This is a genomic window from Nocardioides dongkuii (assembly GCF_014127485.1).
Classification (GTDB): domain Bacteria; phylum Actinomycetota; class Actinomycetes; order Propionibacteriales; family Nocardioidaceae; genus Nocardioides; species Nocardioides dongkuii.
In genome coordinates, this window is sequence record NZ_CP059903.1 from 4130058 (window position 1) to 4155108 (window position 25051).

The 25051-nt window shown below is 74.6% G+C and carries 24 protein-coding genes; 10 read left to right on the forward strand and 14 right to left on the reverse strand.

Annotated features, from left to right (window positions below):
• Positions 1–2: 2 nt before the first annotated feature.
• The gene (locus H4O22_RS19995; protein WP_182525043.1) at positions 3–266 is read right to left on the reverse strand and encodes a hypothetical protein; all 264 of its coding nucleotides are present in this window, start codon (positions 264–266) and stop codon (positions 3–5) included.
• Between the two features lie 178 nt (positions 267–444).
• On the opposite strand from H4O22_RS19995, the gene H4O22_RS20000 reads away from it, so the two are divergent.
• Positions 445–1044, forward strand: coding sequence for a YceI family protein (locus tag H4O22_RS20000; protein WP_182525044.1), 600 nt, complete (start codon positions 445–447; stop codon positions 1042–1044).
• A gap of 84 nt (positions 1045–1128) precedes the next feature.
• Here H4O22_RS20000 and H4O22_RS20005 read toward each other — a convergent pair whose 3' ends face one another.
• Together H4O22_RS20005 and H4O22_RS20010 are read right to left on the reverse strand one after the other, a co-directional pair.
• Positions 1129–2418, reverse strand: a complete 1290-nt coding sequence (locus H4O22_RS20005; RefSeq protein WP_182525045.1) for a DUF1501 domain-containing protein — start codon at positions 2416–2418, stop codon at positions 1129–1131.
• Between the two features lie 28 nt (positions 2419–2446).
• Entirely contained in the window at positions 2447–4300 is a 1854-nt protein-coding gene (locus H4O22_RS20010) for a DUF1800 domain-containing protein (protein ID WP_182525046.1), read from the reverse strand.
• A gap of 145 nt (positions 4301–4445) precedes the next feature.
• On the opposite strand from H4O22_RS20010, the gene H4O22_RS20015 reads away from it, so the two are divergent.
• Positions 4446–5345: a GNAT family N-acetyltransferase gene (locus tag H4O22_RS20015; RefSeq protein WP_182525047.1), complete on the forward strand. Its 900-nt coding sequence runs from the start codon at positions 4446–4448 to the stop codon at positions 5343–5345.
• A 30-nt stretch (positions 5346–5375) separates the two neighbouring features.
• On the forward strand, positions 5376–6347 hold the full coding sequence (locus H4O22_RS20020) for an LLM class flavin-dependent oxidoreductase (RefSeq protein WP_182525048.1): 972 nt from the start codon (positions 5376–5378) through the stop codon (positions 6345–6347).
• A gap of 107 nt (positions 6348–6454) precedes the next feature.
• Here H4O22_RS20020 and H4O22_RS20025 read toward each other — a convergent pair whose 3' ends face one another.
• Genes H4O22_RS20025 through H4O22_RS20035 form a run of 3 tightly spaced genes read right to left on the reverse strand, consistent with a single transcriptional unit; the run spans position 6455 to position 9416 of the window.
• Complete coding sequence (locus tag H4O22_RS20025; RefSeq protein ID WP_182525049.1) at positions 6455–7078, reverse strand: hypothetical protein; 624 nt, start codon at positions 7076–7078, stop codon at positions 6455–6457.
• A complete protein-coding gene (locus H4O22_RS20030) occupies positions 7075–8184 on the reverse strand; it encodes an FUSC family protein (RefSeq protein WP_182525050.1) in 1110 nt (369 codons plus the stop codon). The genes H4O22_RS20025 and H4O22_RS20030 overlap by 4 nt, the downstream gene beginning before the upstream one ends.
• An 8-nt stretch (positions 8185–8192) precedes the next feature.
• The gene (locus tag H4O22_RS20035) at positions 8193–9416 is read right to left on the reverse strand and encodes an acyl-CoA dehydrogenase family protein (protein ID WP_182525051.1); all 1224 of its coding nucleotides are present in this window, start codon (positions 9414–9416) and stop codon (positions 8193–8195) included.
• 106 nt (positions 9417–9522) lie between these two features.
• On the opposite strand from H4O22_RS20035, the gene H4O22_RS20040 reads away from it, so the two are divergent.
• The 4 genes from H4O22_RS20040 to H4O22_RS20055 are packed head-to-tail and all read left to right on the forward strand — an operon-like array spanning position 9523 to position 13101.
• Entirely contained in the window at positions 9523–10488 is a 966-nt protein-coding gene (locus tag H4O22_RS20040; protein ID WP_182525052.1) for an ABC transporter ATP-binding protein, read from the forward strand.
• Positions 10485–11276: an ABC transporter permease gene (locus H4O22_RS20045; protein ID WP_182525053.1), complete on the forward strand. Its 792-nt coding sequence runs from the start codon at positions 10485–10487 to the stop codon at positions 11274–11276. Before H4O22_RS20040 ends, H4O22_RS20045 begins: the two co-directional genes overlap by 4 nt.
• 35 nt (positions 11277–11311) lie before the next feature.
• Complete coding sequence (locus tag H4O22_RS20050) at positions 11312–12490, forward strand: sensor histidine kinase (RefSeq protein WP_182525054.1); 1179 nt, start codon at positions 11312–11314, stop codon at positions 12488–12490.
• Complete coding sequence (locus H4O22_RS20055; RefSeq protein WP_182525055.1) at positions 12487–13101, forward strand: response regulator transcription factor; 615 nt, start codon at positions 12487–12489, stop codon at positions 13099–13101. The genes H4O22_RS20050 and H4O22_RS20055 overlap by 4 nt, the downstream gene beginning before the upstream one ends.
• Before the next feature lie 118 nt (positions 13102–13219).
• On the opposite strand, the gene H4O22_RS20060 is transcribed toward H4O22_RS20055, so the two are convergent.
• From H4O22_RS20060 to H4O22_RS20075, 4 genes are all read right to left on the reverse strand, one after another.
• Positions 13220–15139, reverse strand: coding sequence for a M3 family metallopeptidase (locus H4O22_RS20060; RefSeq protein ID WP_182525056.1), 1920 nt, complete (start codon positions 15137–15139; stop codon positions 13220–13222).
• Positions 15140–15173: 34 nt separating this feature from the next.
• Positions 15174–16400, reverse strand: a complete 1227-nt coding sequence (locus tag H4O22_RS20065; RefSeq protein WP_182525057.1) for an RNA polymerase sigma factor — start codon at positions 16398–16400, stop codon at positions 15174–15176.
• Positions 16397–16756 (reverse strand): YciI family protein, encoded by a 360-nt coding sequence (locus tag H4O22_RS20070; RefSeq protein WP_182525058.1) that lies wholly within the window; start codon positions 16754–16756, stop codon positions 16397–16399. Before H4O22_RS20070 ends, H4O22_RS20065 begins: the two co-directional genes overlap by 4 nt.
• A gap of 147 nt (positions 16757–16903) precedes the next feature.
• The gene (locus H4O22_RS20075) at positions 16904–17410 is read right to left on the reverse strand and encodes a DUF427 domain-containing protein (protein ID WP_220451223.1); all 507 of its coding nucleotides are present in this window, start codon (positions 17408–17410) and stop codon (positions 16904–16906) included.
• 47 nt (positions 17411–17457) lie between these two features.
• Between H4O22_RS20075 and H4O22_RS20080 the strand changes: the two genes are divergently transcribed.
• Together H4O22_RS20080 and H4O22_RS20085 are read left to right on the forward strand one after the other, a co-directional pair.
• Positions 17458–18729: an MFS transporter gene (locus H4O22_RS20080; RefSeq protein ID WP_182525059.1), complete on the forward strand. Its 1272-nt coding sequence runs from the start codon at positions 17458–17460 to the stop codon at positions 18727–18729.
• A 23-nt stretch (positions 18730–18752) separates the two neighbouring features.
• A complete protein-coding gene (locus H4O22_RS20085) occupies positions 18753–19697 on the forward strand; it encodes a methyl-accepting chemotaxis domain-containing protein (protein WP_182525060.1) in 945 nt (314 codons plus the stop codon).
• Here H4O22_RS20085 and H4O22_RS20090 read toward each other — a convergent pair.
• Complete coding sequence (locus H4O22_RS20090; RefSeq protein WP_182525061.1) at positions 19687–20190, reverse strand: mycothiol transferase; 504 nt, start codon at positions 20188–20190, stop codon at positions 19687–19689. The genes H4O22_RS20085 and H4O22_RS20090 overlap by 11 nt on opposite strands.
• Before the next feature lie 43 nt (positions 20191–20233).
• Between H4O22_RS20090 and H4O22_RS20095 the strand changes: the two genes are divergently transcribed.
• Positions 20234–21223: an LLM class F420-dependent oxidoreductase gene (locus tag H4O22_RS20095; protein WP_182525062.1), complete on the forward strand. Its 990-nt coding sequence runs from the start codon at positions 20234–20236 to the stop codon at positions 21221–21223.
• 4 nt (positions 21224–21227) lie between these two features.
• On the opposite strand, the gene H4O22_RS20100 is transcribed toward H4O22_RS20095, so the two are convergent.
• Genes H4O22_RS20100 through H4O22_RS20110 form a run of 3 tightly spaced genes read right to left on the reverse strand, consistent with a single transcriptional unit; the run spans position 21228 to position 25049 of the window.
• The gene (locus H4O22_RS20100; protein WP_182525063.1) at positions 21228–22973 is read right to left on the reverse strand and encodes a DUF429 domain-containing protein; all 1746 of its coding nucleotides are present in this window, start codon (positions 22971–22973) and stop codon (positions 21228–21230) included.
• A 49-nt stretch (positions 22974–23022) separates the two neighbouring features.
• Entirely contained in the window at positions 23023–23952 is a 930-nt protein-coding gene (locus tag H4O22_RS20105; protein WP_182525064.1) for a pseudouridine-5'-phosphate glycosidase, read from the reverse strand.
• Positions 23949–25049 carry a carbohydrate kinase gene (locus H4O22_RS20110; RefSeq protein WP_182525065.1) on the reverse strand — a complete coding sequence of 367 codons (1101 nt, stop codon included), beginning with the start codon at positions 25047–25049 and terminating at the stop codon, positions 23949–23951. The genes H4O22_RS20105 and H4O22_RS20110 overlap by 4 nt, the downstream gene beginning before the upstream one ends.
• Positions 25050–25051 lie beyond the last annotated feature (2 nt).

Genomic DNA, 25051 nt, shown 5'->3' on the forward strand with positions numbered 1-25051 from the left:
TGTCAGCCGTAGACGATGCGACGTAGCTGGCGCTCGGAGAGCGGCGGCGGCGCGACCACGCGGTCCGCAAGCTCCTCGGCCACCCGCGCGAAGATCTCGGGGTTGCGCACCCCGTAGGTCTTCAGGTGGGCGTGCCGGCGGCGGACGTACTCCTCCACCGGCTCCGCGTGGAAGGCCACCACGTCCTCGACCACCCGCGCCGCCTCGGCGGCGGTGAGCCCCGCCGTGCGGGTCAGGTGCGCGACGAGGTCCGGGTCGACAGCCACGTCCCCACTGTGCGTCGGCGCAGCGCCGTACGACAACTTCCTGCCCGGAATCGGGCAGGAAGAAGCAAAACGCCACTGGTCGAGACCACTTGATGCGCCCCAGGAATGAAGCGGACCTGGGTCCGGTTCTAGTCCTTGAATCTTGCATCACACCGGCACCGACCCGAGGGAGTCCCCTATGAGCATCTTCAGCCGCAGCACCCGCACCGACGAGCCCGTCTTCGACCCGGCCACCACGGCCATCGACGACCTGACCGGCGACTACACCATCGACCCCACGCACAGCCGGGTCGGCTTCAGCGCCCGCCACGCGATGGTCACCACCGTCCGCGGCCAGTTCAAGGACTTCACCGGCACGGCGCACATCGACGCCGCCGACCCCGCCGCCTCCTCGGTCAGCCTCACGATCCAGAGCGCGAGCATCGACACCGGTGTCGCCGACCGCGACGGCCACCTGGTCTCCGCCGACTTCCTCGACTCCGCCGCCCAGCCGGAGATCACCTTCGTCTCCACCGAGGTGGCCCGCGACGGCGACGACTGGGCCGTCACCGGCGACCTGACCATCAAGGGCGTCACCCGCTCCGTGCTGGTCACCTTCGAGCCCACCGGCTCCGCGCGCGACCCGTTCGGCAACCTGCGCGTCGGCTTCGAGGGCTCGACCAGCATCAACCGCAAGGACTGGGGCCTCACCTGGAACGCCGCGCTCGAGACCGGCGGCGTGCTGGTCTCCGAGAAGGTCAAGCTCGACTTCGACGTCTCGGCGATCCGCAACGCCTGAGCCACGGCGTACGACGCCGCACGCACGACGGCCCGGGTCCTGGTGGACCCGGGCCGTCGTCGTCGTGAGGCGGAGGAGCGGCGGCTACTGGCCCGCCATCACGCCGACCCGCTCGCGCTGGAAGCCCGGGAAGACCGTCGACACCGACGCCTCGGTGCGCGCCGCGACGATCTCGGCGAGCACGCTGCGGTAGTCGGTCGTGACCGCCACGTCGGCGTCCAGGGTGTTCTGCAGGCCGGGCCAGCGGCCGTAGTACGCGCCACCCTTGACGCCCGCCCCGGCGACCAGCATCACGTTGCCCCAGCCGTGGTCGAGGCCCTGGTTGGCGTTCTCCTGGACCCGGCGGCCGAACTCGCTCACCGTCACCAGGGTCACCTTGTCGGCGACCGGCCCGAGGTCGGCGAAGAACGCCGCGATGCTGCCGGCGAGGTCGCCGGCGTTGCGCACCATCCAGCCGGACGTCGCCGAGCCGAGCCCGGTGTGCATGTCCCAGTTGCCGGAGTCGACGGTGACCGTCGAGACGCCGATGTCGGCGCGCAGCGTGCGCGCGACGGACGCCAGCCCCTCCCCCAGGTCGGTGGCGGGGTACGTCGCGGAGCGGTCCGGCTGCTGCTGCGCGGCGCCGAGGTCGACCACGGCGCCCAGGGCGGTCCGCACCCCGACCGCCATCTCGCCGGGCGCGTCGGACCACGCCTCGGTGAGGGCGCGGACGCGGGTGCCGGTCGGGTCCCACTTGTCGGCGCCGGCCAGCACCGCGTCGTCGACCGAGCGGAACGACATCACCACCTCCGGGCCGAGGACCGAGGTGGGCAGGGTGTCCCCGACCGCGATCGCCTGCAGGCTGCCCGTGACGTCGTCGGTGCCGATCATCCGGTTCAGCCAGCCGACCCGCGCCGAGGAGGTCGGGTCGGCGTCCTCGAGCTCCTCCATGGCCGAGAAGTGCGACCGGTTCGCCACGGGCAGGCCGGTGGCGTGCACGGCGGCGAGCCGCCCGGACTCCCACAGCGGCAGCAGCGGCGCCATCGCCGGGTGCATCCCGAAGAACCCGTCGGGGGCCACCAGGCTCTGCTTCGGGACGGCGATCCGCGGCCGGGCGGCGTAGTACGCCGGGTCGCCGTGCGGCACGACCAGGGAGAGCCCGTCGGCGGCGCCGCGCAGCGAGACCACCACCAGGACCGACTTCGCCGCGGGGGTGGTGCCCGCCGCGGCCGCGCGGCCCATCGTCACGACCGTGGAGCCGACGACCGTGGCGGCGCCGGCCAGCGCGGCGCCGCGCAGCACCCCGCGCCGGCTCGCGACCAGCCCGCCCGACGCGAGCGCGGCGCCCTCCGGGCAGCCGCACCCGGTGAGCTCGGGGGGAACGGTCAGGGTCATGGGGTGTCCTTCGGGTCTTCGGGCGCGGTCAGTGCTGGTAGAACGTCGGGCTGTCGAGGATCGCCGCGATCAGGCGGGGCCACCGCCAGCGGACCAGGTCCGAGGCCGCCGTGACCTGCTTGGTCGGCGCGGTCTCGGTCGCCGCGCAGCAGATCCGCAGCAGTGCCTCGGTCGAGGGCCGCTGCAGCAGCAGGCGGGAGAGGTGGTCCACCAGGTCGCGGAACGCGATCGTGGGCGCCGGCAGGGAACCCGCCGGCTCGGTCCAGGCGATGCCCTCGGTCGGCCACCAGCGGCCGGCCATGCTCCAGTGCAGCTCCATCGAGGCGAGGGCGCGGGTGGGCGAGGCCCAGGCCCGGTTGTCCACCGGCTGCCCGTCCGGGCGCGGCCAGGTGAACGGGGCCAGGCCGAGGGAGGAGACCTGCCAGGTGACCGCGTTCGCGGCCGACGACCCGGTGGCCGGCGGGGTCACCCGCACCCCGAGCAGCCGGTACGTCGCCGCCACGTCCTCGTCGGCGTCCCGCAGCTTCTGGTCGACCGAGACCGCGAACTCCGGCGAGCGCACCAGCGCCCGCAGCACCGGCGCGATCGCCGTGCCGTGCTCCAGGTAGACCGCGGCGAGCGCGTCCACCAGCGCGGCCGGCACGGTGTCGGAGACGAAGGTGCGCACCAGCTTGGTCGCGATCCGCCGCGCGGTGTCGGGGTGGTGGGCGAGGTAGGAGAGGTACCGCTTGGTGACCGCCTGCCCGTCGGCCGCGGCGTTCGCGTCGGTGAAGTCCTTGACCCGCACCGGCCCGGTCCAGTGGTCGTTCGGGCTGTAGTAGGCCGCCCAGGTCGAGTACGTCGCGACCCGCCAGCCGGTGAGGATCCGCGCCGAGCTCTTCACGTCGTCCTCGGTGTGGTTGCCGACGCCGACGGTGTGCAGCTCCAGCAGCTCGCGGCCGAGGTTCTCGTTCGGGTGCTTCTTGGTGGAGGAGGCGTTGCCGAGGTACATCAGCATCGCCGGGTGCAGCACCGCGGCGGTCAGCAGGTCCTCGAAGCGGCCCAGCGCGTGCCGGCGCACGACCTCGCCGTACGCACCGCGGAAGGTGCCGATGTTGTCGGCGTTGCTCGGCACGTGGAGGTGGTTCTCCCAGAACTCCGTCATCACCTCCAGCACCTGCCGGGGCGACTGCATCCGGCGGACCATCGCGCGGCGGCCGTGGTCGGTGCTGACCTCCCAGGAGCCGCGCACCTGGTCGACCTGGCGCCGGTAGATGGTCGCGGCGTCCAGGTGCAGGTCGGGCCACCAGTCGCCGACCGCGTCGGCCTGCCCGTCGTACGCCGTCTCGAGCTGGCGGTCGAACCAGGCCCAGTGGTGCCCGGCCGCGCGCACCTCGTCGGCCAGCTCCGGGGTGATGCCGTAGCTGAACCGGTTCGCCAGGTGCCGCGCCGCCACCGGGAGCACCGGGGTCCCGGGGTAGCTGCCCGACGCGAACGGGCTGTCCGGGGTCGGGTTCGGGGTCGGCTGGGGCTCGGGCGTGGGAGTCGGCTCGGGCGTCGGCGTGGGCGTCGGCTGCGGGGTGGGCGTCGGCTCGGTCGTCGGCTGCGGGGTGGGAGCCGGGGACGGCGGCTTCGGCTTCGGCTTGGGCTTCGGCTTGGGCTTCGGCTTCGGCTTGGGCTTGGGCTTGGGCTTCTTCTTGTCCTTCTTGTCGTCCAGCCGGTCCCGGCGACGCTTGCGCCGGCGGCGGCGGCGCTCGGCGGCGTCGTCCGACGCCCCGCCGGCGAGCGCGGCCTCGACCGGGCCGGCGGCGACCGTGGTGGTCGCGGCGACGACGGCGCTGCCGGCGATCCGCAGCGCGCGGCGGCGGGAGGGGAGGGTCTCAGCGGGCGAGGTGCTCGGCACGGGGGGATGCCTTTCCTGGCTTCTGGCACCGCGAGGGGTGTCCCCCGGGGTCACCCCTCCCATCGACCGTGGCGGCCCGCACCTGAGGCGGGGGCCCGGGAAAATCCCGCGCGCCGCGGCGGCGCCGGCGTCCACACTGCTGGCCATGGCCGACCCCGACCTCCCCGCCGGGCTCACGGCACGCCCGCTGACCCCGGCCGACGCCCCGGCCGTCTACGGGCTGATGGCCGCCCAGGAGCTCGCCGACCTCGGCGAGGTGGTGATCGAGGAGGCCGACATCGTCGCCGACTGGCAGCGGCCCTCCTTCGACCTCGCCACGAGCGCGGTCGGCGTCCTCGAGAGCGACCGGATGGTCGGGTACGCCGAGGCGTCCGGCGCCGACCGCGGCGACGCCGCCGTCCACCCCGGAGCCCGCGGCCGCGGGATCGGCACCTGGCTCGCGCACCGGATGCAGGACCTGGCCCGCGCGCAGGGCGCGACCGTCGTCGGGATGCCGGTCCCGCAGGGCTCGCCGGGCGACCGGCTGCTGGCGGAGCTCGGCTACCACGTCCGCTGGACCAGCTGGGTCCTCCAGCTCCCGGAGGGCCGCACCGTCCCCGAGCGCCCCCTGCCCGCCGGGTACGCCGTCCGCGCGGCGCGGGCCGAGGAGCACCGGGCCTGCTGGACCGTCCTCGAGGACGCGTTCCTCGAGTGGTCGGAGCGGGACCGCCAGTCCTTCGAGGACTTCACCGCCACCGTCCTCGAGCGGCCCGGGTACGAGCCGTGGCAGCTGCGGGTGGTGACCGACGACGGAGAGGTGGTCGCCGCCGCGGTGCTGACCATGGGCGAGGGCACCGGCTACGTCGCGCGGCTGGCCACCCGCCGCGACCGGCGCGGCCGCGGGCTCGCCCAGGCGCTGCTCGTCGACGCGTTCGCCGAGGCCCGGGCCCACGGCGCCGTCCGCTCGGAGCTCTCCACGGACTCCCGCACCGGCGCCCTCGGTCTCTACGAGAAGGTCGGCATGCAGGTCACCTCGACCTGGGTGAACCGCGCCATTGCCCTGTAGAACACGTTCTACTTCTGGTTGGCTGACGCCATGGCCACCAGCTTCGTCACCCGCTACGACCTCCGCGTCCCCGACGCGACCCCCGCCCAGCGGCAGGAGGTCTACGCGCGCGCCGTCGAGCAGGCGGCGTACGTCGACCGGAACGGCCAGGACGCGATCATGGTCTCCGAGCACCACGCCTCCGAGGACGGCTACCTGCCGAGCCCGATGCTGCTGGCGTCGGCGTTCGCCGCGGTCACCTCGCGGGTGCCGATCACCATCTCGGCGCTGCTGGTCAACCTCTACGAGCCGGCCCGGCTGGCCGAGGACATCGCCGTGCTCGACCACCTGAGCGCGGGGCGGGTCAGCTACACGCTCGGGCTGGGCTACCGGCCGGTCGAGTACGAGCTGCACGGCCGCTCCTGGTCGACCCGCGGCAAGGACATCGAGGAGCGGATCCTGCGGATGCTCGACCTGTGGGCGTCGGGGGCGGTCACGCCCGCGCCGTACTCCCAGCCGCACCCGTTCCTGCTGTACGGCGGGGGCTCGCCCGCCGCGGCGAAGCGGGCGGCCCGGCTCGGGCTCGGCTTCCAGCCCCAGCACGGCGACCGCGCGCTCAAGACCACCTACGACGAGACCTGCCGCGCCCTCGGCCGGGAGCCCGGGATGGTGCTGCGCGCGCCCTTCGGCGGGCCCGCGAACGTCTTCTGCGCCGAGGACCCCGACGAGTTCTGGGAGCGCTACGGCCACCACCTGCTCGCCGACGCCACGTCGTACCAGGAGTGGCACGGCGAGGCCGGGTCCTACGTGCTGGACCCCTCGCGCACCGTCGAGGAGATGCGCGCGGCGGGCGTCTACCTGGTCACCACCGCCGACGAGCTCGTGGACCGGTGCCGCGACGGCCTGCGCCTGGTCACCAGCCACCCCGCCTGCGGCGGCCTGCCCGCCGAGCCGTCCTGGGCCAGCCTGCGCCTGATCTCCGAGACGGTGCTCCCCGCCGTCCGCCCCGCCCCCGCCGCCTGACCCGCCGCCTTCTCGCCGAGTCGGCGCGAATGTCCGGGTTATCCACAGATCGGCTGTGGAGAAGGCGGACATAAGCGCCGACTCGCGGGACCTACGGACCTACGGACCTACGGGGCGGCGAGGACGGTGGTGGTGACCGAGGTGACCGAGGGTCGGCGGGGGGTCGAGGAGAACCCGAAGCGGGGGGAGGGGTCGACCGGGGCGAGGGTGCCGAGGTCGGCGCCGTCGAAGCGGCCGGTCGCGGCGAGCAGCCGGTGGTGGTCGGTCGCGCCGTAGTACTCCCGCCGGTCGCCGCCCGCGGTCCCGCGGGTGCGGACGCCGCGCAGCACGACCCGGGCCACCGGGTCGGTGACCGCGCACCAGGCCGGCGCCTCGGCGAGCCGCGCCGGCACCAGGCGCAGCAGCCGGCCCAGCGGCGTACGCCCGCCGACCGCCAGGTCGAGGGTCAGGGACGGCGAGCGCACCTGCCAGTCGCCGCCCACGCCGACCTCCGCGCCGATGTCCTCGATCCGCACCTCGTCGAAGGTGTACGTCGCCGCGACGAACTCCGCGACCTCCTCGCTCGGCGCGAGCAGCACCCGGTGGCCGGCCGCGGTCTCGACCATCGCGTCCGCGAAGGAGCCGTACGGCGAGTCCGGCCACCGCCCGACCACGACCCGCACGCCGCTCGTCGTGCCGATCCCGGCGATCGCGCCGCGGAAGCGCGACCGTGAGCGCGACCGGCCGGTCATCGCCGCCGCCGCGCGCGGAGCCGGGCGAACGGCAGCGGGGGCTGGGCGAGCGGGTTCTCGGCGGCGACCTCCTCCATCGCGTCCACGAGGTTGCGCAGGTTGACCACCAGGCTCCCGTAGACCGGCCACTGGGCCGGCGCCGGCCGCAGCTCGCCGAGCTCCTCGACCAGACGGTCGAGCTGCTCCCAGGCGCGCAGCATCTCCTCCCGGTCGGCGTCGACCAGGCCCTCGCCCGCGGTCCGCAGCGCCGCGGCGTACGCCGTGCGGAACCGCGGCTGCCACTGCGGCTCGTCGGCCTGGTCGTAGGACAGGGTCCGGGCGAGGCTGCGGATCTCGGCGAGCGCCTGCTCCATGCGCCACATCAGGTCGAACCACTCCTTGGGGTCGCGCAGCTCGTCGGCCGCCCGCCGCGGGTTCATCCGGGCGCTCTCGCTGGCCTGCCGGACCAGCGCCCAGGTGCGGTCGAGCTCCTCGTCCAGCTCGCGGGTGCGCTCGAGCCAGGCGGAGACCTCGTCGTCGCTGAACCCCCGCTCGACGCCGGCGGCGATGTCGACCAGCAGCGTGCCGATCTTGCCGTCCATCGCGTCCAGGGCGACGATCGCCACCCGCTGGCGCAGCGGCGGCCAGACCAGGGCGTTGACGACCAGGCCCACGACGATGCCGATCGCGGTGTCCAGGAGCCGGGCGGCCAGCACGATCCGGTCGTCGGAGAACCCCGTGGTCAGCACGACCAGCGCGGTCGCCGCGATCGTGGTGCCCTCGTCGCCGAACCACCCGATCGCGCCGACGGCGAGGCCGACCCCGACGGCCAGGCCGAGCGCGAGCAGGTCGGGCCCCAGCGCGCTGCCGACGCCCCAGGCCAGGACCACGCCCAGGACGGCGGCCGCGACCTGCCGCAGGCCCTGGGAGAAGGTGCGGTAGACCGTCGCGTGCACGACGAGCAGCGCCGCCCACGGCGCGAGGAAGGACTGGGAGAGGTCGAGGACGTGGGTGGCCAGCACCCACGACGCCACGACCGCGACGACGGTCTTGACCAGCTGGGTGACGTCGGTCCAGAACACCGGGTCGCGGAGGCGCTCGCGCCCCCGGTCGCGTCGCCGCGCCACCCCGCCGGTCATCGGATCGGCGCCCCCGAGATGGTCCGCGCGATGACCAGCCGCTGGATCTCGGAGGTGCCCTCGAAGATCGTGTAGATCTTGGCGTCGCGCGCCCACCGCTCGACGGGGTACTCGCGGGTGAAGCCGTTGCCACCGAGGATCTGCATCGCCTGCCCGGTCACCTTCACCGCGGTCTCGCCGGCCATCAGCTTCGACATCGACCCCTCGGCGGCCTCGAACTGCTTGCCCTGGGCCGCCATCCACGCGGCGCGCCAGACCAGCAACCGGGAGGCGTCGATCGCGGTCTTCATGTCGGCCAGCGCGAAGGCGATGGCCTGGTTCTCGATGATCGCCTTGCCGAACTGCTCGCGGGTCTTGGCGTAGTCCAGCGCCACCTCGTACGCCGCCCGCGCGATGCCGACCGCCTGCGCGCCGACCGCCGGGCGGGTGCGCTCGAAGGTCGCCATGCTCGCGTTGCCGCGGCCGCCCCCGCCCTCGCGCGCCCGGGCCAGCCGGGCGTCGAGCTTCTCCTTGCCACCGAGCAGGCAGCGGCCGGGCACCCGGACCTGGTCGAGCACGACCTCCGCGGTGTGCGAGGCGCGGATGCCGTGCTTGTGGAACTTCTGGCCCTGGCTGAGCCCCTTGGTGCCGGGCGGGACGACGAAGCTGGCCTGGCCGCGGGTGCGCAGGTCGGGGTCGACGACCGCGGTCACGACGTGCACGTCGGCGATGCCGCCGTTGGTGGCCCAGGTCTTGGTGCCGTTGAGGACCCACTCGTCGGTCTTCTCGTCGTACACGGCGCGGGTGCGCATCGCGCCGACGTCGGACCCGGCGTCGGGCTCGGAGGAGCAGAACGCGCCGAGCTTCAGGTCACCCGGCTCGCCGTACATCTCGGGGATCCACTCGCCGACCTGCTCGTCGGTGCCGTTGGCCCGCACGCCGGCCGCGGCCAGCGAGGTGCCGACGATGGAGAGACCGATGCCGGCGTCGCCCCAGAAGAGCTCCTCCATGGTGAGCGGGAAGCCCAGCCCGGTCGGGTCGAAGGCCTGGGTCGCGATGAAGTCGAAGGAGTAGATGCCCACCTTGGCGGCCTCCTCGACCACCGGCCAGGGGAACTCCTCCTTCTCGTCCCACTCCGCCGCGGCCGGGCGGATGACGTCGGCGGCGAAGGTGTGCACCCAGTCGCGCAGCTCGAGGTGGTCGGGGCCGAGGCCGAAGGAGGGCGTGGTCGCGTCGCTCATGCACCGAGATTACTGGCGAGTCACCTCAGCCGACCTGACATCCGTCACGGGTGATCGATGAGGCCTCGCACTGCCGCGTGGCCGGGAGCGGCGACAGGCTGGAGGCATGCAGACCCGACCCGATGCCCGGCCCGACGCCCGACCCAGCCCCGATCCGGGGCTCGCGATCGAGGTGCGCGGCCTGCGGCGCAGCTACCGCACCGCCGGCGGCCAGCCGTTCGAGGCGGTGCGCGGCGTCGACCTCGAGGTCCAGCGCGGCCGCCTGGTCGCCCTGCTCGGCACCAACGGCGCCGGCAAGACCTCCACCCTCGAGGTCGTCGAGGGGCTGGCCGAGCCGGACGCCGGGACCGTGCGGGTGCTGGGCCTGGACCCACGCGCCGACCGCGCGGAGGTACGCCGCCGCACCGGCGTGCTGCTCCAGGCGAGCGGCTTCAGCGGCGACCTCACGGTCGCCGAGACGCTGCGCATGTGGGCCTCGACCGTCACCGACCCGCGCCCCACCGACGACGTCCTCGGCCTGCTCGACCTCGGCGGGCGCGCCGGCACCCGCGTGGTCGCCCTCTCCGGCGGCGAGCGGCGCCGCCTCGACCTGGCGTGCACGCTGCTGGGCCGGCCCGAGGTGCTGCTCCTCGACGAGCCCACCACCGGGCTGGACCCGGAGAGCCGCCGCGCGGTCTGGGACCTGGTCCGGGACCTGCGCGACGAGGGCGCGTCGGTGCTGCTGACCACCCACCACCTCGAGGAGGCCGAGGAGCTCGCCGACGCGCTGGCGATCATGCACGAGGGCGTCGTCGTCCGCTCCGGCACCGTGGCCGAGGTGGTGTCCTCCCAACCGTCGACGGTGCGGTTCGCCGCCCCCGGGCACGAGCTGCCCCCGCTCGCGGCGGCCCGGCCCGCGGGCCGCGGCGCGCCCGGCACCACCACGCTCGAGACCGACGACCTGCAGGCCACCCTCGCCGACCTGCTCGCCTGGGCCGGGCGCCACGGCGTACGCCTCGAGGGGCTGGAGGCCCGCAGCGCCACCCTGGAGTCGGCGTTCCTCGCGATCGCCCGAGAAGGAGCCACCCGATGAGTGCCACCACCGCGCTGACCAGCGCCCCCGCCGTACGCCGGACGCTCGGCCTCGCCCGCGCCAACGCCGTGCTGATGCTGCGCAACCGGCTGACGCTGGCCTACGGGTTGCTGCTGCCGCTGCTGCCCCTGGCCCTGCTGCCGATCGGCCCGCGCGGCGACACCGGGTCGGCCGCCGCCGGGCTGGTGTCGGTGGTGATGCTGGCGCTGCTGTTCCCCGTCTTCTACAACGTGCTGTCCATGGTCGTGACCCGCCGCGACGAGCTGGTGCTCAAGCGGATCCGCACCGGCGAGACGCGCGACCTCGAGCTGCTGGTCTCGCTCGCGCTGCCCGGCGTCGTCGTCGCCGTCGTCGTGACCGTCCTGGCCGCCCCGGTCGCGCTGGCGCTGGGCGCCGAGGCGCCGGTCAACCCGGTGCTGGTGCTGCTCGCCGTGCTGGCCGCCGCGCCAGTCTTCGCCGTCCTCGCCTTCTGGACCGCCGCGTGGACGCGCAACGCCGAGGCCGCCCAGATCACCAGCATGCCGGTGCTCGTCCTCGCGGTCCTCGGGCAGATGGCGATCGGGTTCCCCGACGACGTGCGTCGCTGGACCGACCTGACCCCGGGGGCCGCCGTGACCGACCTGGTGCGGAGCTCGTGGTTCGGGATGGACGGCACCTCCACCGACCGGGTGCTCTCGTTCGCCGAGACCTGGACCGCGGCCGGCAAGCCGCTGCTCGTCCTGGCGGCCTGGGCGGCGCTCGCGGTGTGGCTCGCGGCACGCTCGATGCGGTGGGAGCCGCGCTCGTGACCCGGCCCGGCCCGCGGGCCGGGCAGACTGGGGCCGTGAGGCGATGGTGGGCCGGCTGGACGGCGGGGACCGAGCAGGACCAGGTGCGCCGCGTCGACCTCTACACCCGCCAGTCGCTCTACCTGCTGCTCTGGGGCACCCCGCTGCTCGTCGGGGTGCAGGCGGCCAACACCGTCCCCGACGACGAGCGGCGGCTGCTGCTCGCGGTCGCGATCGGGGGCCTGGTCCTCACGGCCGCGGCGCACCGGGTGCTCGGCGACGTGGTCTCGCTGCACCCGGCGTACGGCCCGCTGCCGTGGCGCAGCATGGGGCCGTTCCTCGGCCTGGCCGCGGTCGGGTACGTCGCGGTGCTGCCGATGCCGACCGAGGTCCGCGGCTTCGGCGTGATGGTCCTCTGGTCGGCGCTGGCCTGGGCGCTGGGCGGGCTGCGCGACCGTCGCGTCTCGGTGCCGCTGGTCGTCGCCCTCGCGGTGCTGCCGGCGGCCGCCGCGCGCCAGCTCGTGCTGATGCCGGCGTTCATGCTCGGCGCGCTGGTGATCGGGGGCTTCTTCGTCTTCACGGTCCGGGTGTCGCTGTGGATGTACAGCGTGGTCCGCGAGCTCGACCGCGCCCGCGTCGCCCGCGAGGCGCTCGCCGTGGCCGAGGAGCGGCTGCGGTTCTCCCGCGACGTGCACGACGTGCTGGGCCGGCGGCTCTCGGCGATCGCGCTGCAGGCCGAGCTGGCCGCGTCGCTCGCGCGCCGCGGCGACCCCAGCGCCGCCGACCGGATGCTGGAGGTCCGCGGGGTGGCGCACGAGGCGCTGCGCGAGGCCCGCGAGCTGGCGCGCGGCTACGGCACGACCGACCTCGGCCAGGAGCTGGAGGGGGCGCGGTCGCTGCTGCGCTCGGCCGGCATCGCGGTCGACCTCGACGTCGACGGCCTGCCCGGGCCCTGGCACGAGGCCGCCGGGTGGGTGGTCCGCGAGACGGTCACCAACGTGCTGCGGCACTCGGCGGCGACCCGGGTGGACATCGGGTACGACGACGGCGTGCTGCGGGTGCGCAACGACCGGCCGACCGTGCCGCCGGGTGCGGCGGCCGTCTCCGGCACGGGGCTGCGGATCCTCGCCGACCGGCTCGCGCCGCTCGGCGCCACGCTGGAGTCCGGCGGGGACGCCGAGTGGTTCGAGGTGCGGGTGCAGCTGCCGACCCGCGCCGCGGAGGTGCCGGCGTGATCGCTCCGATCCGGATCCTGCTGGCCGACGACGAGCAGCTGATCCGCACCGCGCTCGCCCAGCTCCTCGAGCTCGAGGACGACCTCACCGTCGTCGCCCAGGCCGGCTCCGGCGACGAGGCGGTCGCGGTGGCGCGGGCCCGCGAGCTCGACGTCGCGGTGCTCGACCTGCAGATGCCCGGCACCGACGGCATCTCCGCCGCGGAGCAGCTGCTGCGGATCCACCCCGGCTGCGGGGTCGTCATCGTCACCGGGCACGGCCGCCCCGGCCACCTCAAGCGGGCGCTGACCGCGGGGGTCCGCGGGTTCCTGCCGAAGACCACCTCCGCCGCCACGCTCGCGGCGGTCGTGCGGTCGGTGCACGCCGGCGGCCGGTACGTCGACCCGGAGCTCTCCGCCGAGGCGATCGCCGCCGGCGACAGCCCGCTGACGCCGCGAGAGGCCGACGTACTCGAGCTCGCCGCCGACGGCGCCCCGGTCGACGAGATCGCCCGCCGGGCCTCGCTCTCCCCCGGCACCGTGCGCAACTACCTCTCCAGCGCGGTCACCAAGCTCGGTGCCGCCAACCGGCACGACGCCGCTGCCACTGCTCGCCGGCTGGGGTGGATCTAGTCGTCGTAGGTTTCCCCGGTGATCAGGGAGAACCTGATGTTCTCAGGGATCGTGATGGCCGAGAACGTCAGGTTTCCCCGGATATTTGGGGAAACCCGCCCAGGCAGACCCGCCCCACCTACCGCGCCAACCACGCGGCGTACGCGTCGAAGGTGTACGGCCGGCCGAGGAAGTCGGCGACCAGGTCGGCGGCGTCCTTGGCGCCACCGGGGGCGAGCACCCGGTCGCGGTAGCGGCGGGCGACGTCGGGGGCGAACAGGTCGTCGGGGTCGAAGGCGCTGAACAGGTCCTTGGCGATGACCAGCGACCACATGTAGGTGTAGTACGCCGAGGAGTAGCCGGCGAGGTGGCCGAAGCTGGCGAACATGTGGGTGCCCTCGACGTACGGGAACGGCGAGTAGCGCGCCTGCATCTGCTTCATCGCCGCGGTGAGGTCGGCGGGCCGGTCGGTGTGGAACCAGTACGACATCGCGGCGTAGAACATCTGCACCCGCGCCTGGATCCCCTTGCCGTAGTCGTCGGCGGCGCGCATCCGCTCGACCAGCGCGGCCGGGATCGGCTCGCCGTCCTCGTCGGTGGCGAAGCTGCGCAGGATGTCGGCGTCCCACGCCCACTCCTCGAGCATCTGGCTGGGGGCCTCGACGAAGTCCCACTCGGTGGCGACGCCGGCGAACCGCGCCCACTGCCCGCGCCCGCCGAGCACGTGGTGGACCAGGTGGCCGAACTCGTGGAACAGCGTCACCACGTGGTCGTGCTCCATCAGCCCGCGCGCGAAGTTGCAGACCAGCACCCCCTCGGGCAGCTGCCGTCCGGCGACCCCTTCGGCGAGGGTGAACTGGGCGGCGTGCTTGTACTTGCCCTCGCGCGGGTGCAGGTCGAGGTAGATCCGCGCGAACGGCGCCGCGCCGTCGGCCTCCCACACGTCGTACGCCGTGACGTCGTCGTGCCAGACTGGCGCGTCGGCGACCGGCTCGTAGCGCAGCCCGAAGAGCCGCCCGGTCACCTCGAGCAGCCCCTGGCGCACCTGGGCGAAGTCGAAGTAGCGACGCACCTGCTGGGCGTCGACGTCGTACTGCTCGCGGCGCACGACCTCCTGGTAGTACGTCGCGTCGGAGGCCGGGATCTCCGTCGCGTCGGGGTGGTCGCGGCGGTAGCGCTCCATCAGCACGGCGAGGTCGCGCTCCATCGGCGCGGCCGCGGCGTCGGCGATCCGGTCGATGAACGCGGGGATCGCGGGGCCGGAGCCGATCATCTTCACGGCCGCGTCGTACGACGCCCAGTCGGCGTAGCCGACCAGGGTCGCCAGCTCGTGGCGCAGCGCGAACATCTCCTGCAGCAGCGGCTCGTTCTGCGGGTAGCCACGGGTCAGGAAGGCGACGCTCATGTCGTGGCGCAGGCCGGCGTCGTGGGCGAACATCCGCACCGGCACCGCGTCGGGGTAGTCGGTCGTCGCCGTGAGGTTGCCGTCGGCGTCGGCGGGGTGCGCGTCGAGCCAGTCCTGCGGCAGGCCGGCGTACCGCTCGGCGGCCGCGGTCACGGTGCGGACGTCGTCGCGCACGTTCCGGCCGAACTCCTGGTCGATCGCGGTCAGCCGCTCGTTGATCTCGGCGAGCCGCGCGCGGGTCGCGTCGTCGCGGTCCACGCCCGCGCGCCGGAAGTCGTCGAGGACCTTGCCGTGCAGCCGGGCCGCCTGCTCGTCGAGCCCGCTGGCGTCGAGGCCGGCGAACACGTCGTACAGGGCCCGGTCCTGGCGCAGCTCGGTCGCCAGCCGGTCGACCTCGACCTCGGCCTGCTCGCAGCTGGTGCGGACCGCCTCGTCGGGGTGCACGTTGGAGAGCAGCGACCCGACCGCCGCGACGTTGCCGAGCTGCAGCGCGACCTCGTCCCACTGCCGCAGCGCGTCCAGCGCGTCGGCCGGCGGCGCCGCGCGGAGCTCGTCGACCAGGCGCCGGGCCGTGGCCAGGCCGTCGGTCGTGCGGCCCTCCACCCAGGCGAGGGCGTCGTCGGTGGCGGGCAGGGCGAGCGGCTCGAGGGTCACGCGGGCCAGCGTAGGTGGCCCTGCCGACGCCGGCTCAGGGCCCGCTGAGCTGGTCCCGCCGCCGGGTCAGGTAGGCCCGCTCGGCGGAGTTGCCGGTCGCGGCGATGGCAGCGTCGTACGCCGCGCGGGCCTCGGCGCTGCGGCCGAGCCGGCGCAGCAGGTCGGCGCGGGTCGCGTGCCAGGCGTGGTACGTCGTGAGCGGCAGCCGGTCGACCTCGGCCAGGGCCACCTCCGGCCCGTCGAGCTCCGCGACCGCGACCGCCCGGTTGAGCGTGACGAACGGGCTGGGCGCGATCGCCTGCAGGTGGGTGTAGAGCGTCGCGACCTGCGCCCAGTCGGTGTCGGCCGCCGTCGGGGCATCCGTGTGGACGGCGTTCACGGCGGCGAGCAGCTGGTACTGGCCGGGCCGGTTGCGCGCCAGGCACTCGCGCACCAGCGCGTGCCCCTCGGCGATCTTGGCGCGGTCCCAGCCGCCGCGGTCCTGCTCGGGCAGCGGGACCAGCTCGCCGCCGGCGAACCGGCTCGCGCGGCGCGCGTCGGTGAGCAGCATCAGCGCGAGCAGCCCGGCGACCTCCGGCTCCTCGGGGAGCAGGGACCGCAGCACCCGGCCGAGCCGGACCGCCTCGTCGGTGAGCTCGGCGCGGACCGGGGCGTCGCCCGCGGAGGCGAGGTAGCCCTCGTTGAAGACCAGGTAGACCACCGCGAGGACGGCGCCCAGCCGCTCGGCGAGGTCGTCGGGCCCCGGCACCCGGAACGGGATCCGGGCGCCCTTGATCTTGGCCTTCGCGCGGGTGATCCGCTGGGCCATCGTGGTCTCCGGCACGAGGAACGCCGCGGCGATCTCGCCGACGGTGAGCCCGCCGAGCAGCCGCAGCGTGAGCGCCACCCGGGCCTCGGGCGCGAGCGCCGGGTGGCAGCAGGTGAAGATCAGCCGGAGCCGGTCGTCGGCCACGACGCCGGTCGGCTCGGGCGGGGTGTCGTCGCCGATCACGAGGGCCGCCTGGTGCTTGGCGTCGCGCTGCTGCTCGCGGCGGATCCGGTCGATGGCCTTGCGGGTGGCGGTCGTCGTCAGCCAGCCGCCCGGGTTGGGCGGGGTGCCGTCGGCCGGCCACCGCTCGAGCGCGGCGACGAGCGCCTCGCTGGCGGCGTCCTCGGCGACGTCGAGGTCGCCGAAGCGGCGCACCAGCGAGGCGACCACGCGGGCGTGCTCGTCGCGGAAGACCCGCTCGATCGCGGCGCCGGGGGCCGCCGTACCGCTCACTCGGCCTGGAACGGCCGGACCTCGACCTTGCCGCGGCAGGCCCGGGACCCCTCCTTGGCCCACCCCAGCGCGGCGTCGAGGTCGGGGACCGTGATCACCCAGAAGCCGCCGAGGTACTCCTTGGACTCCGCGAAGGGGCCGTCGGTGACGACCGGCTGCGCGCCGGTGTTGTCGACGGTGGTGGCCTGCTCGATCGGCATCAGGCCACCGGCGAAGATCCAGGCGCCCTCGGCCTGCAGCTTCTGGTTGAACGCCTCCACCGCCTCGAAGACCGGCTGCATCTCCTCGGGGGTCATCGCGGCCATCCGCTCGTCGTCGGCGGGGTCGTGGTGGACGGACAGCAGGTACTCGGACATGACGGTCTCCTCGGTCTCGGGGGCGCCCCGTGGCTGCCTCTCATCCTCTCCACGAACAGGCCCGGACGGATACGACATCGTCGACGAAAACTGCTGCACCTCGACATCGGCGTCGACGACCTCCCCGCGGCCGAGTGACCGCCCCGCTCACCAGCCGTGCGAGCCCGGGATCCCCTTGAACGGACCCACGACGCCCGAGGTGATCCAGCCGCCGTAGAACCCGCCCGGTTGCGGCACGACGACCTCGCCGTCGACCAGGCACCGGTCGGTGCCGGCGGCCATCACCGCGACCGCGCCCGCGATCGCCGCGAAGCCGGGGGCGGGGTCGGGGTAGGTCCAGGCCGCGCGCGGCGAGACGACGTCGCCCTCGGGGCCCCCGACCAGGTCGAAGTACGCCGCCGCGCCCTTCCACTCGCAGAAGGAGCTGCCCGCGCACGCGCGCAGCGCGCCCTCGGCGTACGCCGCCCGCGGCAGGTAGTACGTCGGCGGGTGGCTGGTCTCGAGCACCCGCCACGAGCGGGTCGTCCGCGCGACGACGGTGCCGCCGAGCTCGACCACGACCGACGCCGAGCACTCCTCGACCCGCGGCGGGCGGGGGTAGTCCCAGACCGACTCCTGGCCGGGTCCGGGCCGCTCGGGCCGTGGTCGTCGCACCAGGCCAGTGAACCCGCGCGACCAAGCCCGGCGTAACCTTCCGCGGCGTGTCGCGCCTCCGCAGCCTCGTCGCCGACACCCGCCCGCTGCGCAACGAGCACTTCCGCAGGCTCTGGCTGGCCAACATCATCACGGTCGTCGGCGCCCAGCTCACGGTGGTGGCGGTGCCGGCGCAGATCTACGCCCAGACCGGCTCCTCGGCGTACGTCGGGCTGACCGGGCTGTTCGGCCTGGTGCCGCTCGTCGTCTTCGGCCTGTACGGCGGGGCGCTCGCCGACGTCTTCGACCGGCGCACGATCCTGGTGGTCACCACGATCGGGCTGATCGTGACCAGCGGGCTGTTCTACGCCCAGGCGGCGCTCGGCCTCGGCAACGTGTGGCTGCTGCTGTGCCTGTTCGCGGTGCAGCAGGCGTTCTTCGCGGTCAACCAGCCGACCCGCAGCGCGCTGCTGCCGAAGCTGGTCGGCACCGAGCTGCTGCCCGCGGCGAACTCGCTGAACATGACCGTGATGCAGGCCGGCGCGATCGCCGGGCCGCTGGTCGCGGGCGTGCTGATCCCGGTGATCGGCTTCTCCTGGCTCTACCTCATCGACACCCTCACGCTGATCGCGACGCTGTCCGCCGTGGTCCGGCTGCCGCGCTTCGGGTCGGTCACCACGGGGGGCGTCCCGGGGGTGCGCGCGGTCGTCGACGGGTTCGCCTACCTGCGGCACCAGCCGGTGCTGCTGATGTCGTTCGTCGTCGACATCATCGCGATGGTCTTCGGCATGCCGCGTGCGCTGTTCCCGGAGATCGCGCACCTCGACTTCGGCGGGCCCGACGAGGGCGGCCTGGTGTTCGCGCTGCTCTTCGCCGCGATCCCGGCGGGCGCGGTGCTCGGCGGCGTCCTCAGCGGCTGGGTCTCGCGGATCGACCGCCAGGGACTCGCGGTGATCGTCTGCATCCTCGTGTGGGGCGGCGCGATGACCGGGTTCGGGCTCGCCGTCGGGCTCGCCGAGCACTGGCGCACCCCGATGCTGGTCGCGGCGCTGCTGATGCTCGTCGTCGGCGGCGCGGCCGACATGGCCTCGGCGGCGTTCCGCACCTCGATGCTGCTCACCGCCGCGACCGACGACATGCGGGGCCGGCTGCAGGGCGTCTTCATCGTGGTCGTCGCCGGCGGGCCGCGGGTCGCCGACGTCGCGCACGGCGCCTCGGCGGCCGCCGTCGGCACCGCGGCCGCGGCGGCGGGCGGCGGCGTCCTGGTCGTCGTCGGCACCGTGGTCGCCGCGCTCGCCGTCCCCGCGTTCGTGCGCTACCGGCTCAGCAGCGTGCGCTGACGCGCGCGGGGTACCGCCTCCCGGTGAGACTCCCATCACTTCCCGGGCCCCGTGACCTGGCCGACCTGCTGGAGCAGGTGCTGGCGCTCGCGCCGCGCGCCGGCCGGCTGCTCTCCGGCGCCGAGCGCCTCGTCGCCGAGGCGGGGGTGCTGCTCGCGCAGGTGCAGGCCCTCGTCGTGCGGATGGAGGAGACCCGGCTGCGCGCGGTCGAGGTCGTGGAGAAGGTCGACGGCATCCGGGCGCGCGCCGACGGCATCATCGACGGCGTCGACCAGGTCCGCACCCGCGCCGACGGCGTCATCGACGGCGTCGACCAAGTCCGCACCCGCGCCGACGGCGTCATCGACGGCGTCGACCAAGTCCGCACCCGCGCCGACGGCGTCATCGACGGCGTCGACCAAGTCCGCACCCGCGCCGACGGCGTCATCGACGGCGTCGACCAAGTCCGCACCCGCGCCGACGGCGTCATCGACGGCGTCGACCAAGTCCGCACCCGGGCCGACGGGGTCATCGACGGCGTCGCGGAGGTGCGGGACAAGGCCGACACCGCGATCGGCGGCGTGGACGACGTACGCCGGCGCGCCGACGGGCTGATCGACCGGGTCCAGGACCCGCTGGACCGGATGACCAGGCTGCTCGACGGCCTCGAGCCCCCGCTGATCGCGCTGCAGCCGGTGCTCGCCGCGCTCGCGGAGTCGACCCACCCCGACGAGGTCGAGGCGGCCGTCGCGATGATCGACCGGCTGCCCCAGCTCGAGACCGCGCTCCGGGACGACGTGATCCCCCTGCTCGGGACGCTCGGCACGGTGGCACCCGACATCCACACCATGCTCGCGGTCGTCGAGGAGCTCAGCGAGACCGTGCTGCGCCTGCCGGGCATGGGCCGGATCCGCAAGAAGGTCGACCAGGAGCAGGACGAGCAGGACGGGCCGGACGGGCAGAAGGGCGCGGAGCGGGTCAGCGGCTGAGCAGGCCCCGGGCGTACGCCGCCTGGCCGACGTGCTGGGTGTCGTCGTTCACGACGCTGACCAGGCGCACCCCGAGGGTGACCGGCGGGTCCCAGCCCTCGTCGACGACCCGGTCCAGGTCGTCCTCGCCGACCCCGCGCAGGAAGGCGAGGGTCTGCGCGTGCACGGCGTCGAGGTACGCCGTCAGCAGCGCCGCGTCCGCGCGGACCGCCTCGACCTGCTCCGCGGAGTGGCCGTAGCCGGTGTCGGCGGGGTCGAGCGGCAGCCCGAACCGCTCGACGTACCCCTGCCCGGTCCACACCTGCTCGGTGCCGGCCACGTCGGCGACGTGGTCGTCCTGCACCCGGGTCAGGTGCCAGACCAGCCACCCGATCGGGTTGGCGTCCGGCGCGGGACGGCGCGCGAGGTCGTCGGGCGAGAGGCCGTCGACGACCGCGGCGGCGCTCTCGCGGACCCGGTCGAAGGCGTCGGTCAGGAGCTCGGCAGGGGTCATGCCCTCGACGGTACGACGGCCATCCACGGGGTACCAGCGCGCCATGACGTCCTTCGGCTACACCCTGATGACCGAGCAGAGCGGACCCCGCGAGCTGGTGCGGTACGCCGTCGCCGCGGAGCAGGCCGGCTTCGACTTCGAGGTCTCCAGCGACCACTTCTCCCCCTGGCTGACCGAGCAGGGCCACGCGCCGTACGCCTGGACCGTGCTGGGCGCGGTGGCCCACGCGACCGAGCGGGTCGGGCTGATGACCTACGTGACCTGCCCGACGCTGCGCTACCACCCCGCGGTCGTGGCGCAGAAGGCCGCGACCCTGCAGATCCTGGCCGAGGGCCGGTTCACCCTCGGGCTGGGCAGCGGCGAGAACCTCAACGAGCACGTCGTCGGCGCCGGCTGGCCCGCGGTCGGCGTCCGCCAGGAGATGCTGGTCGAGGCGGTGGAGATCATCCGCGCGCTGCACAGCGGCGAGCTCGTCGACTACCGCGGCGCGCACTTCGACGTGGAGTCCGCGCGGATCTGGGACGTGCCCGAGCAGGGGGTGGACATCGGTGTCGCGGTCGGCGGTGACCGCGCGGTCGCCGAGCTGGCGCCGCTGGCCGACCACCTGGTCGCGACCGAGCCGCGCGCCGACCTGATCGAGTCCTGGAACGACACCGAGGGCGCGACCCCGATCGGCCAGGACGGCGCCCGCGCGGTCGGCCAGATCCCGATCTGCTGGGCGCCGAGCGAGGACGAGGCGATCGAGCTCGCGCACGAGCAGTTCCGCTGGTTCGCCGGCGGCTGGAAGGTGAACGCCGACCTGCCGACGCCCGCCGGGTTCTCCGGCGCGACGCAGTTCGTGCGGCCCCAGGACGTCGCCGACAGCATCCCCTGCGGCCCCGACCTGGACGCGATCGTCGAGGCGGTCACGCCGTTCTGGGAGGCCGGCTTCACCGACGTCGCGCTGGTGCAGGTCGGCGACCGCCACCAGGAGCGGTTCCTCGCCGAGGTCGCCGAGCCGCTGCTCGAGAAGCTGCGCAGCGCCGCGTCCTAGGGCCTCAGGGGAGGGGCCGGAGCCGCTCCAGGCGCTGGCGCAGCAGCGGGGCGCGGTGCGCGTTGCCGTGCAGCCCGACGTACCGCTCCCCGAAGACGGCGAGCAGCGCGTCGTCGAGGCGGCGTACGGCGCCGGGCGGGTAGCGGTACTCCATCCGCTCCGGCAGCCCCATCGCCGCGGTCGGCCGGAGCGCCTCGGCCAGCTCGTCGAGCGAGGTGATGCCGAGCTCGAGGAGCAGCCCGGAGATCCAGGCGTAGTGGTCGGTGCGCGACCAGCCCGCGTCGGCGTACTGCCCGGCGAGGAACGCCGCGAGCTCGCGCGGGTCCAGGCGCGGGTCGGCCGCGTCGTCGGCGGCGGGCGCCGGGGGCGGGGTGCTGGCCTCGCGCAGCCGCTCGCGGATCGTGGAGAACTCCCGGTCGGCGAGCTCCAGCAGCCCCGCGGCGAGGGTGAACCGGCGGTCGAAGTCGCTGGCGTGCTCGGCCGGCATCGTGCCCTTGTAGCGGATGTCGTGCTCGAACTCCGCCCACGCGTGCTGGAGCACGGTGCGCACCTGCACCTGGGCGACCCGCCCGCGGAGCAGGGCGTACGCCGGCTGGCTGGCCCGCGTCTCGTCGAGCGCGACCATCAGGTGCCGGCTGGCGTAGCCGAAGCGGCCCTCGCTGGCGGTCTCCTGCCCCATGTCGCGGTCGTCCTTGACCACCACCTGGTCGGCGAGCAGGTCGGCCACCGCGTCGACGTCGCTCTGCACGTAGGTGATCACCCGGATGCCGATCTGGTCGGTGATGTCGCGCAGCGGGTCGGCGTAGAGCGGCTTCCCGTCGACCATCCGGGCCGCCTTCTCGGCGAACGACGCGACCGACTTGGCGCGCCCGGTGACGGTCAGGTAGTTGATGCCGGCCTCGTCGAGGACCGCCGTGACCAGCGCCAGCGCCTGGTCCGCGGCCTCGGTGAGCTCGGCGTGCCCGTCGGCGTAGGCCTGGACGGCGCGGCTGATCGCCTTGCTCTCGTCCGGCAGCGCCGGGGTGACGATGTAGCCCTGGTCCCAGCCCGGGTCCGGGTCGCCGTACGTCGTGGTCCGGTCCGGCCAGCGGTCGGCGAACAGCCCGACGTACGCGCAGACGACCGCGTCGACCTGGTCCTCCACGACGCGCAGCTCGCTCTTGCGGGTGGCCTGCTCGACCTGGCGGCGCAGCGCGGCCCAGGTCTCCTCGACCGTGACCACCGACTCGACGTGGCGCATCAGCTCCAGCAGCTCGGAGCGGAGCAGCTCGAGGTCACGGCCCTGCTTGTGCTTGTACTTCAGCGTCCGGCCCAGGCCGAAGAGCACGACGATCGCCGGGTGCGGGTAGACCTCGATCGCCCGCCGGGCCCGCCCGGAGCGCGGGTTGACGTCCAGCCCGAGCCGCTTGGCGAGGTGCCAGGCCCGGCCGCCGTCGGCGAACTCCGGCTTGCCGGTGTTGGAGGGGTGGGTCGCGGCCTCGAAGCGGCGGAAGTCCTTGCTCAGCGCCTTCTCCGCCGGCCGCGAGCCGGTCGGGTTCTTCACGATCAGCGGCGCGTCGATCGCGACCAGGCAGGGCCCCTCGACGTACGCCGACAGCACCGCGTCGATCTCGTCGTCGGTGCGCTGGGTGGACACGTGCAGCAGCCGCGCGTCGGCGTCCAGGACCGCGACGCCGGTGGCGCCCTTCGGGCCCCAGGCCAGGTCGAGGCCGACGTACGTCGGCGGGGGCGAGGGGGCGGGCTGCTGCACGCGTCCAGCCTGCCCTAGTGGTGGGCCGGGCGCGTCGGGGAGTGGCGGGTCAGCCGGCGTACGCCCGCGCGACCGCGGCGCCGAACCGGGCGTTGGCCCGCACCAGCGCGATGTTGGCCTCGAGGCTGGCGCCGCCGGTGATCTCGACGATCCGGCCGAGCAGGTACGGCGTGGCGTCCTTGCCGCGGATGCCGAGCGCGTCCATGTCGGCGAGCGCCTGGTCGATGATGCCGCCGATCTCGTCGGCCGGGATCTCGTCCTCCTCGGGGATCGGGTGCGCGAGCACCACGCCCCCGGCGAGCCCGAGGTCCCACTTGGCGCGCATCACCGCGGCGACCTGCTCCGCCCCGTCGACCCGCATCGGGGCGGCGTGGCCGCTGACGCGGGAGAAGAACGACGGGAACTCGTCGCTGCCGGCCACCAGCACCGGCACGCCGAGGGTCTCGAGGGTCTCCAGGGTGAGCCCGATGTCGAGGATGCTCTTGACGCCGGCGCTGATCACCGCGACGTCGGTCAGGCTGAGCTCGGTGAGGTCGGCGCTGACGTCGAAGGTCTGCTGGGCGCCGCGGTGCACGCCGCCGAGACCGCCGGTGACGAAGACCCGGATGCCGGCCAGCGCCGCCAGCCGCATCGTCGCCGCGACGGTGGTGGCGCCGTGCAGGCGGCGGGCCACGACGTACGGCAGGTCGCGGACGCTCACCTTGGTGACGTCGGCGTGGCTCGCCAGCAGCTCGAGGTCCTGGGTCTCCAGGCCGATCCGCGGGACGCCGTCGAGGACCGCGATCGTGGCCGGGACGGCGCCGTGCTCGCGGACGATGTCCTCCACCTCGGTCGCCATCGCGACGTTCTCGGGGTAGGGCATGCCGTGGCTGATGATCGTGCTCTCGAGCGCGACGACGGGGCGCCCGTCGCGGAGCGCGTCGGCGACCTCCTCGGTGAGGCGGAGCGAGGGGTGCGGCACGGGGTTCGGGGTGGTCATGCGGTCTGTCTCCTGACGAGCCGGTCGGTGAGGTCGGGGCGGACGGTGTGGGTGCTGGCGACGGTGAGGGCGGCGGCGGCGTGGCCGTACGCCGCGGCGGCGGCCTCGTCCTCGCCGGCCAGGAACGCGTGGCAGAACGCCGCGAGCATCGCGTCGCCGGCGCCGGTGACGTCGACGACCTCGGTGGCGGCGACCGTGTCCAGCGCGACGCGGCCGTCGGGCCCGCTCAGCAGCGAGCCCTGCACGCCGAGCCGGACCCAGGCGTACGTCGCGCCCCGCGCGTGCAGGTCGTCGACGGCGGCGGCCAGCTCGCGCTCGGTGCCGACGGGGCGGCCGGTGATCGCGGCGAGCTCGTCGCGGTTGGGGGTGATCACGTGCACGGGCCGGTCGGGGTCGAGCAGCGCGCTCGCCGCCTCGGCCTTGGGCACGCTGACCGGCTCCAGGACGACGCGGACGCCGGCCGACGCGGCCAGGTCGAGCGCGTAGCCGAGGGTCGCGGGGGCGAGGTTGCCGTCGAGGACGACCAGGCTGGCGGCGGCGACCAGGTCGCGGGCGGCGTCGACGTCCTCGGGCGCCAGCTCGTCGGTGGCGCGCATGTCGGCGACGGCGACCACGAGCTCGCCGTCCGCGTCGAGGACGGCGGTGTAGGTGCCGGTGCCGTGCGGGCTGCGGCGGACGTGCTCGACGCGGACGCCGGCGTCCGAGGTCGCGGCGAGCACCTGGTCGCCCAGCGGGTCGGCGCCGACGGCGGCGACGAGGTGGGTGCGGGTGCCGAGGCGGGCGAGGTTCTCCGCGACGTTGCGGCCGACGCCGCCCGGCGCGAGCACCGAGACGCCGGGGTTGCTGGTGCCGCGGCGTACTGTCCGGGCGCTGCGCGCCTTGACGTCCATGTTGGCGCCGCCGACGACCACGACCGAGGGCCCGTCGCCGAGGACGTAGCCGCGGCCGAGGATCACGCCCTTCTTGCCGAGGTTCGAGAGGTGCACGTTGACCGCGGCGCGGGTGCTGCCGATCGCGCGGGCCAGCGCCTCGGAGCCCAGCAGGGGGTCGCGCCGCAGCAGCGCCACGATCTCGCGCTCCCGGTCAGTGAGGTTCACCC

Bases quoted from the DNA above. Each gene is read 5' to 3' on its own strand.
- H4O22_RS20000 (WP_182525044.1), top strand. From the start codon at position 445: ATGAGCATCTTCAGCCGCAGCACCCGCACCGACGAGCCCGTCTTCGAC.
- H4O22_RS20005 (WP_182525045.1), bottom strand. From the start codon at position 2,418: ATGACCCTGACCGTTCCCCCCGAGCTCACCGGGTGCGGCTGCCCGGAG.
- H4O22_RS20015 (WP_182525047.1), top strand. From the start codon at position 4,446: ATGGCCGACCCCGACCTCCCCGCCGGGCTCACGGCACGCCCGCTGACC.
- H4O22_RS20020 (WP_182525048.1), top strand. From the start codon at position 5,376: ATGGCCACCAGCTTCGTCACCCGCTACGACCTCCGCGTCCCCGACGCG.
- H4O22_RS20025 (WP_182525049.1), bottom strand. From the start codon at position 7,078: ATGACCGGCCGGTCGCGCTCACGGTCGCGCTTCCGCGGCGCGATCGCC.
- H4O22_RS20035 (WP_182525051.1), bottom strand. From the start codon at position 9,416: ATGAGCGACGCGACCACGCCCTCCTTCGGCCTCGGCCCCGACCACCTC.
- H4O22_RS20040 (WP_182525052.1), top strand. From the start codon at position 9,523: ATGCAGACCCGACCCGATGCCCGGCCCGACGCCCGACCCAGCCCCGAT.
- H4O22_RS20045 (WP_182525053.1), top strand. From the start codon at position 10,485: ATGAGTGCCACCACCGCGCTGACCAGCGCCCCCGCCGTACGCCGGACG.
- H4O22_RS20070 (WP_182525058.1), bottom strand. From the start codon at position 16,756: ATGTCCGAGTACCTGCTGTCCGTCCACCACGACCCCGCCGACGACGAG.
- H4O22_RS20090 (WP_182525061.1), bottom strand. From the start codon at position 20,190: ATGACCCCTGCCGAGCTCCTGACCGACGCCTTCGACCGGGTCCGCGAG.
- H4O22_RS20095 (WP_182525062.1), top strand. From the start codon at position 20,234: ATGACGTCCTTCGGCTACACCCTGATGACCGAGCAGAGCGGACCCCGC.
- H4O22_RS20105 (WP_182525064.1), bottom strand. From the start codon at position 23,952: ATGACCACCCCGAACCCCGTGCCGCACCCCTCGCTCCGCCTCACCGAG.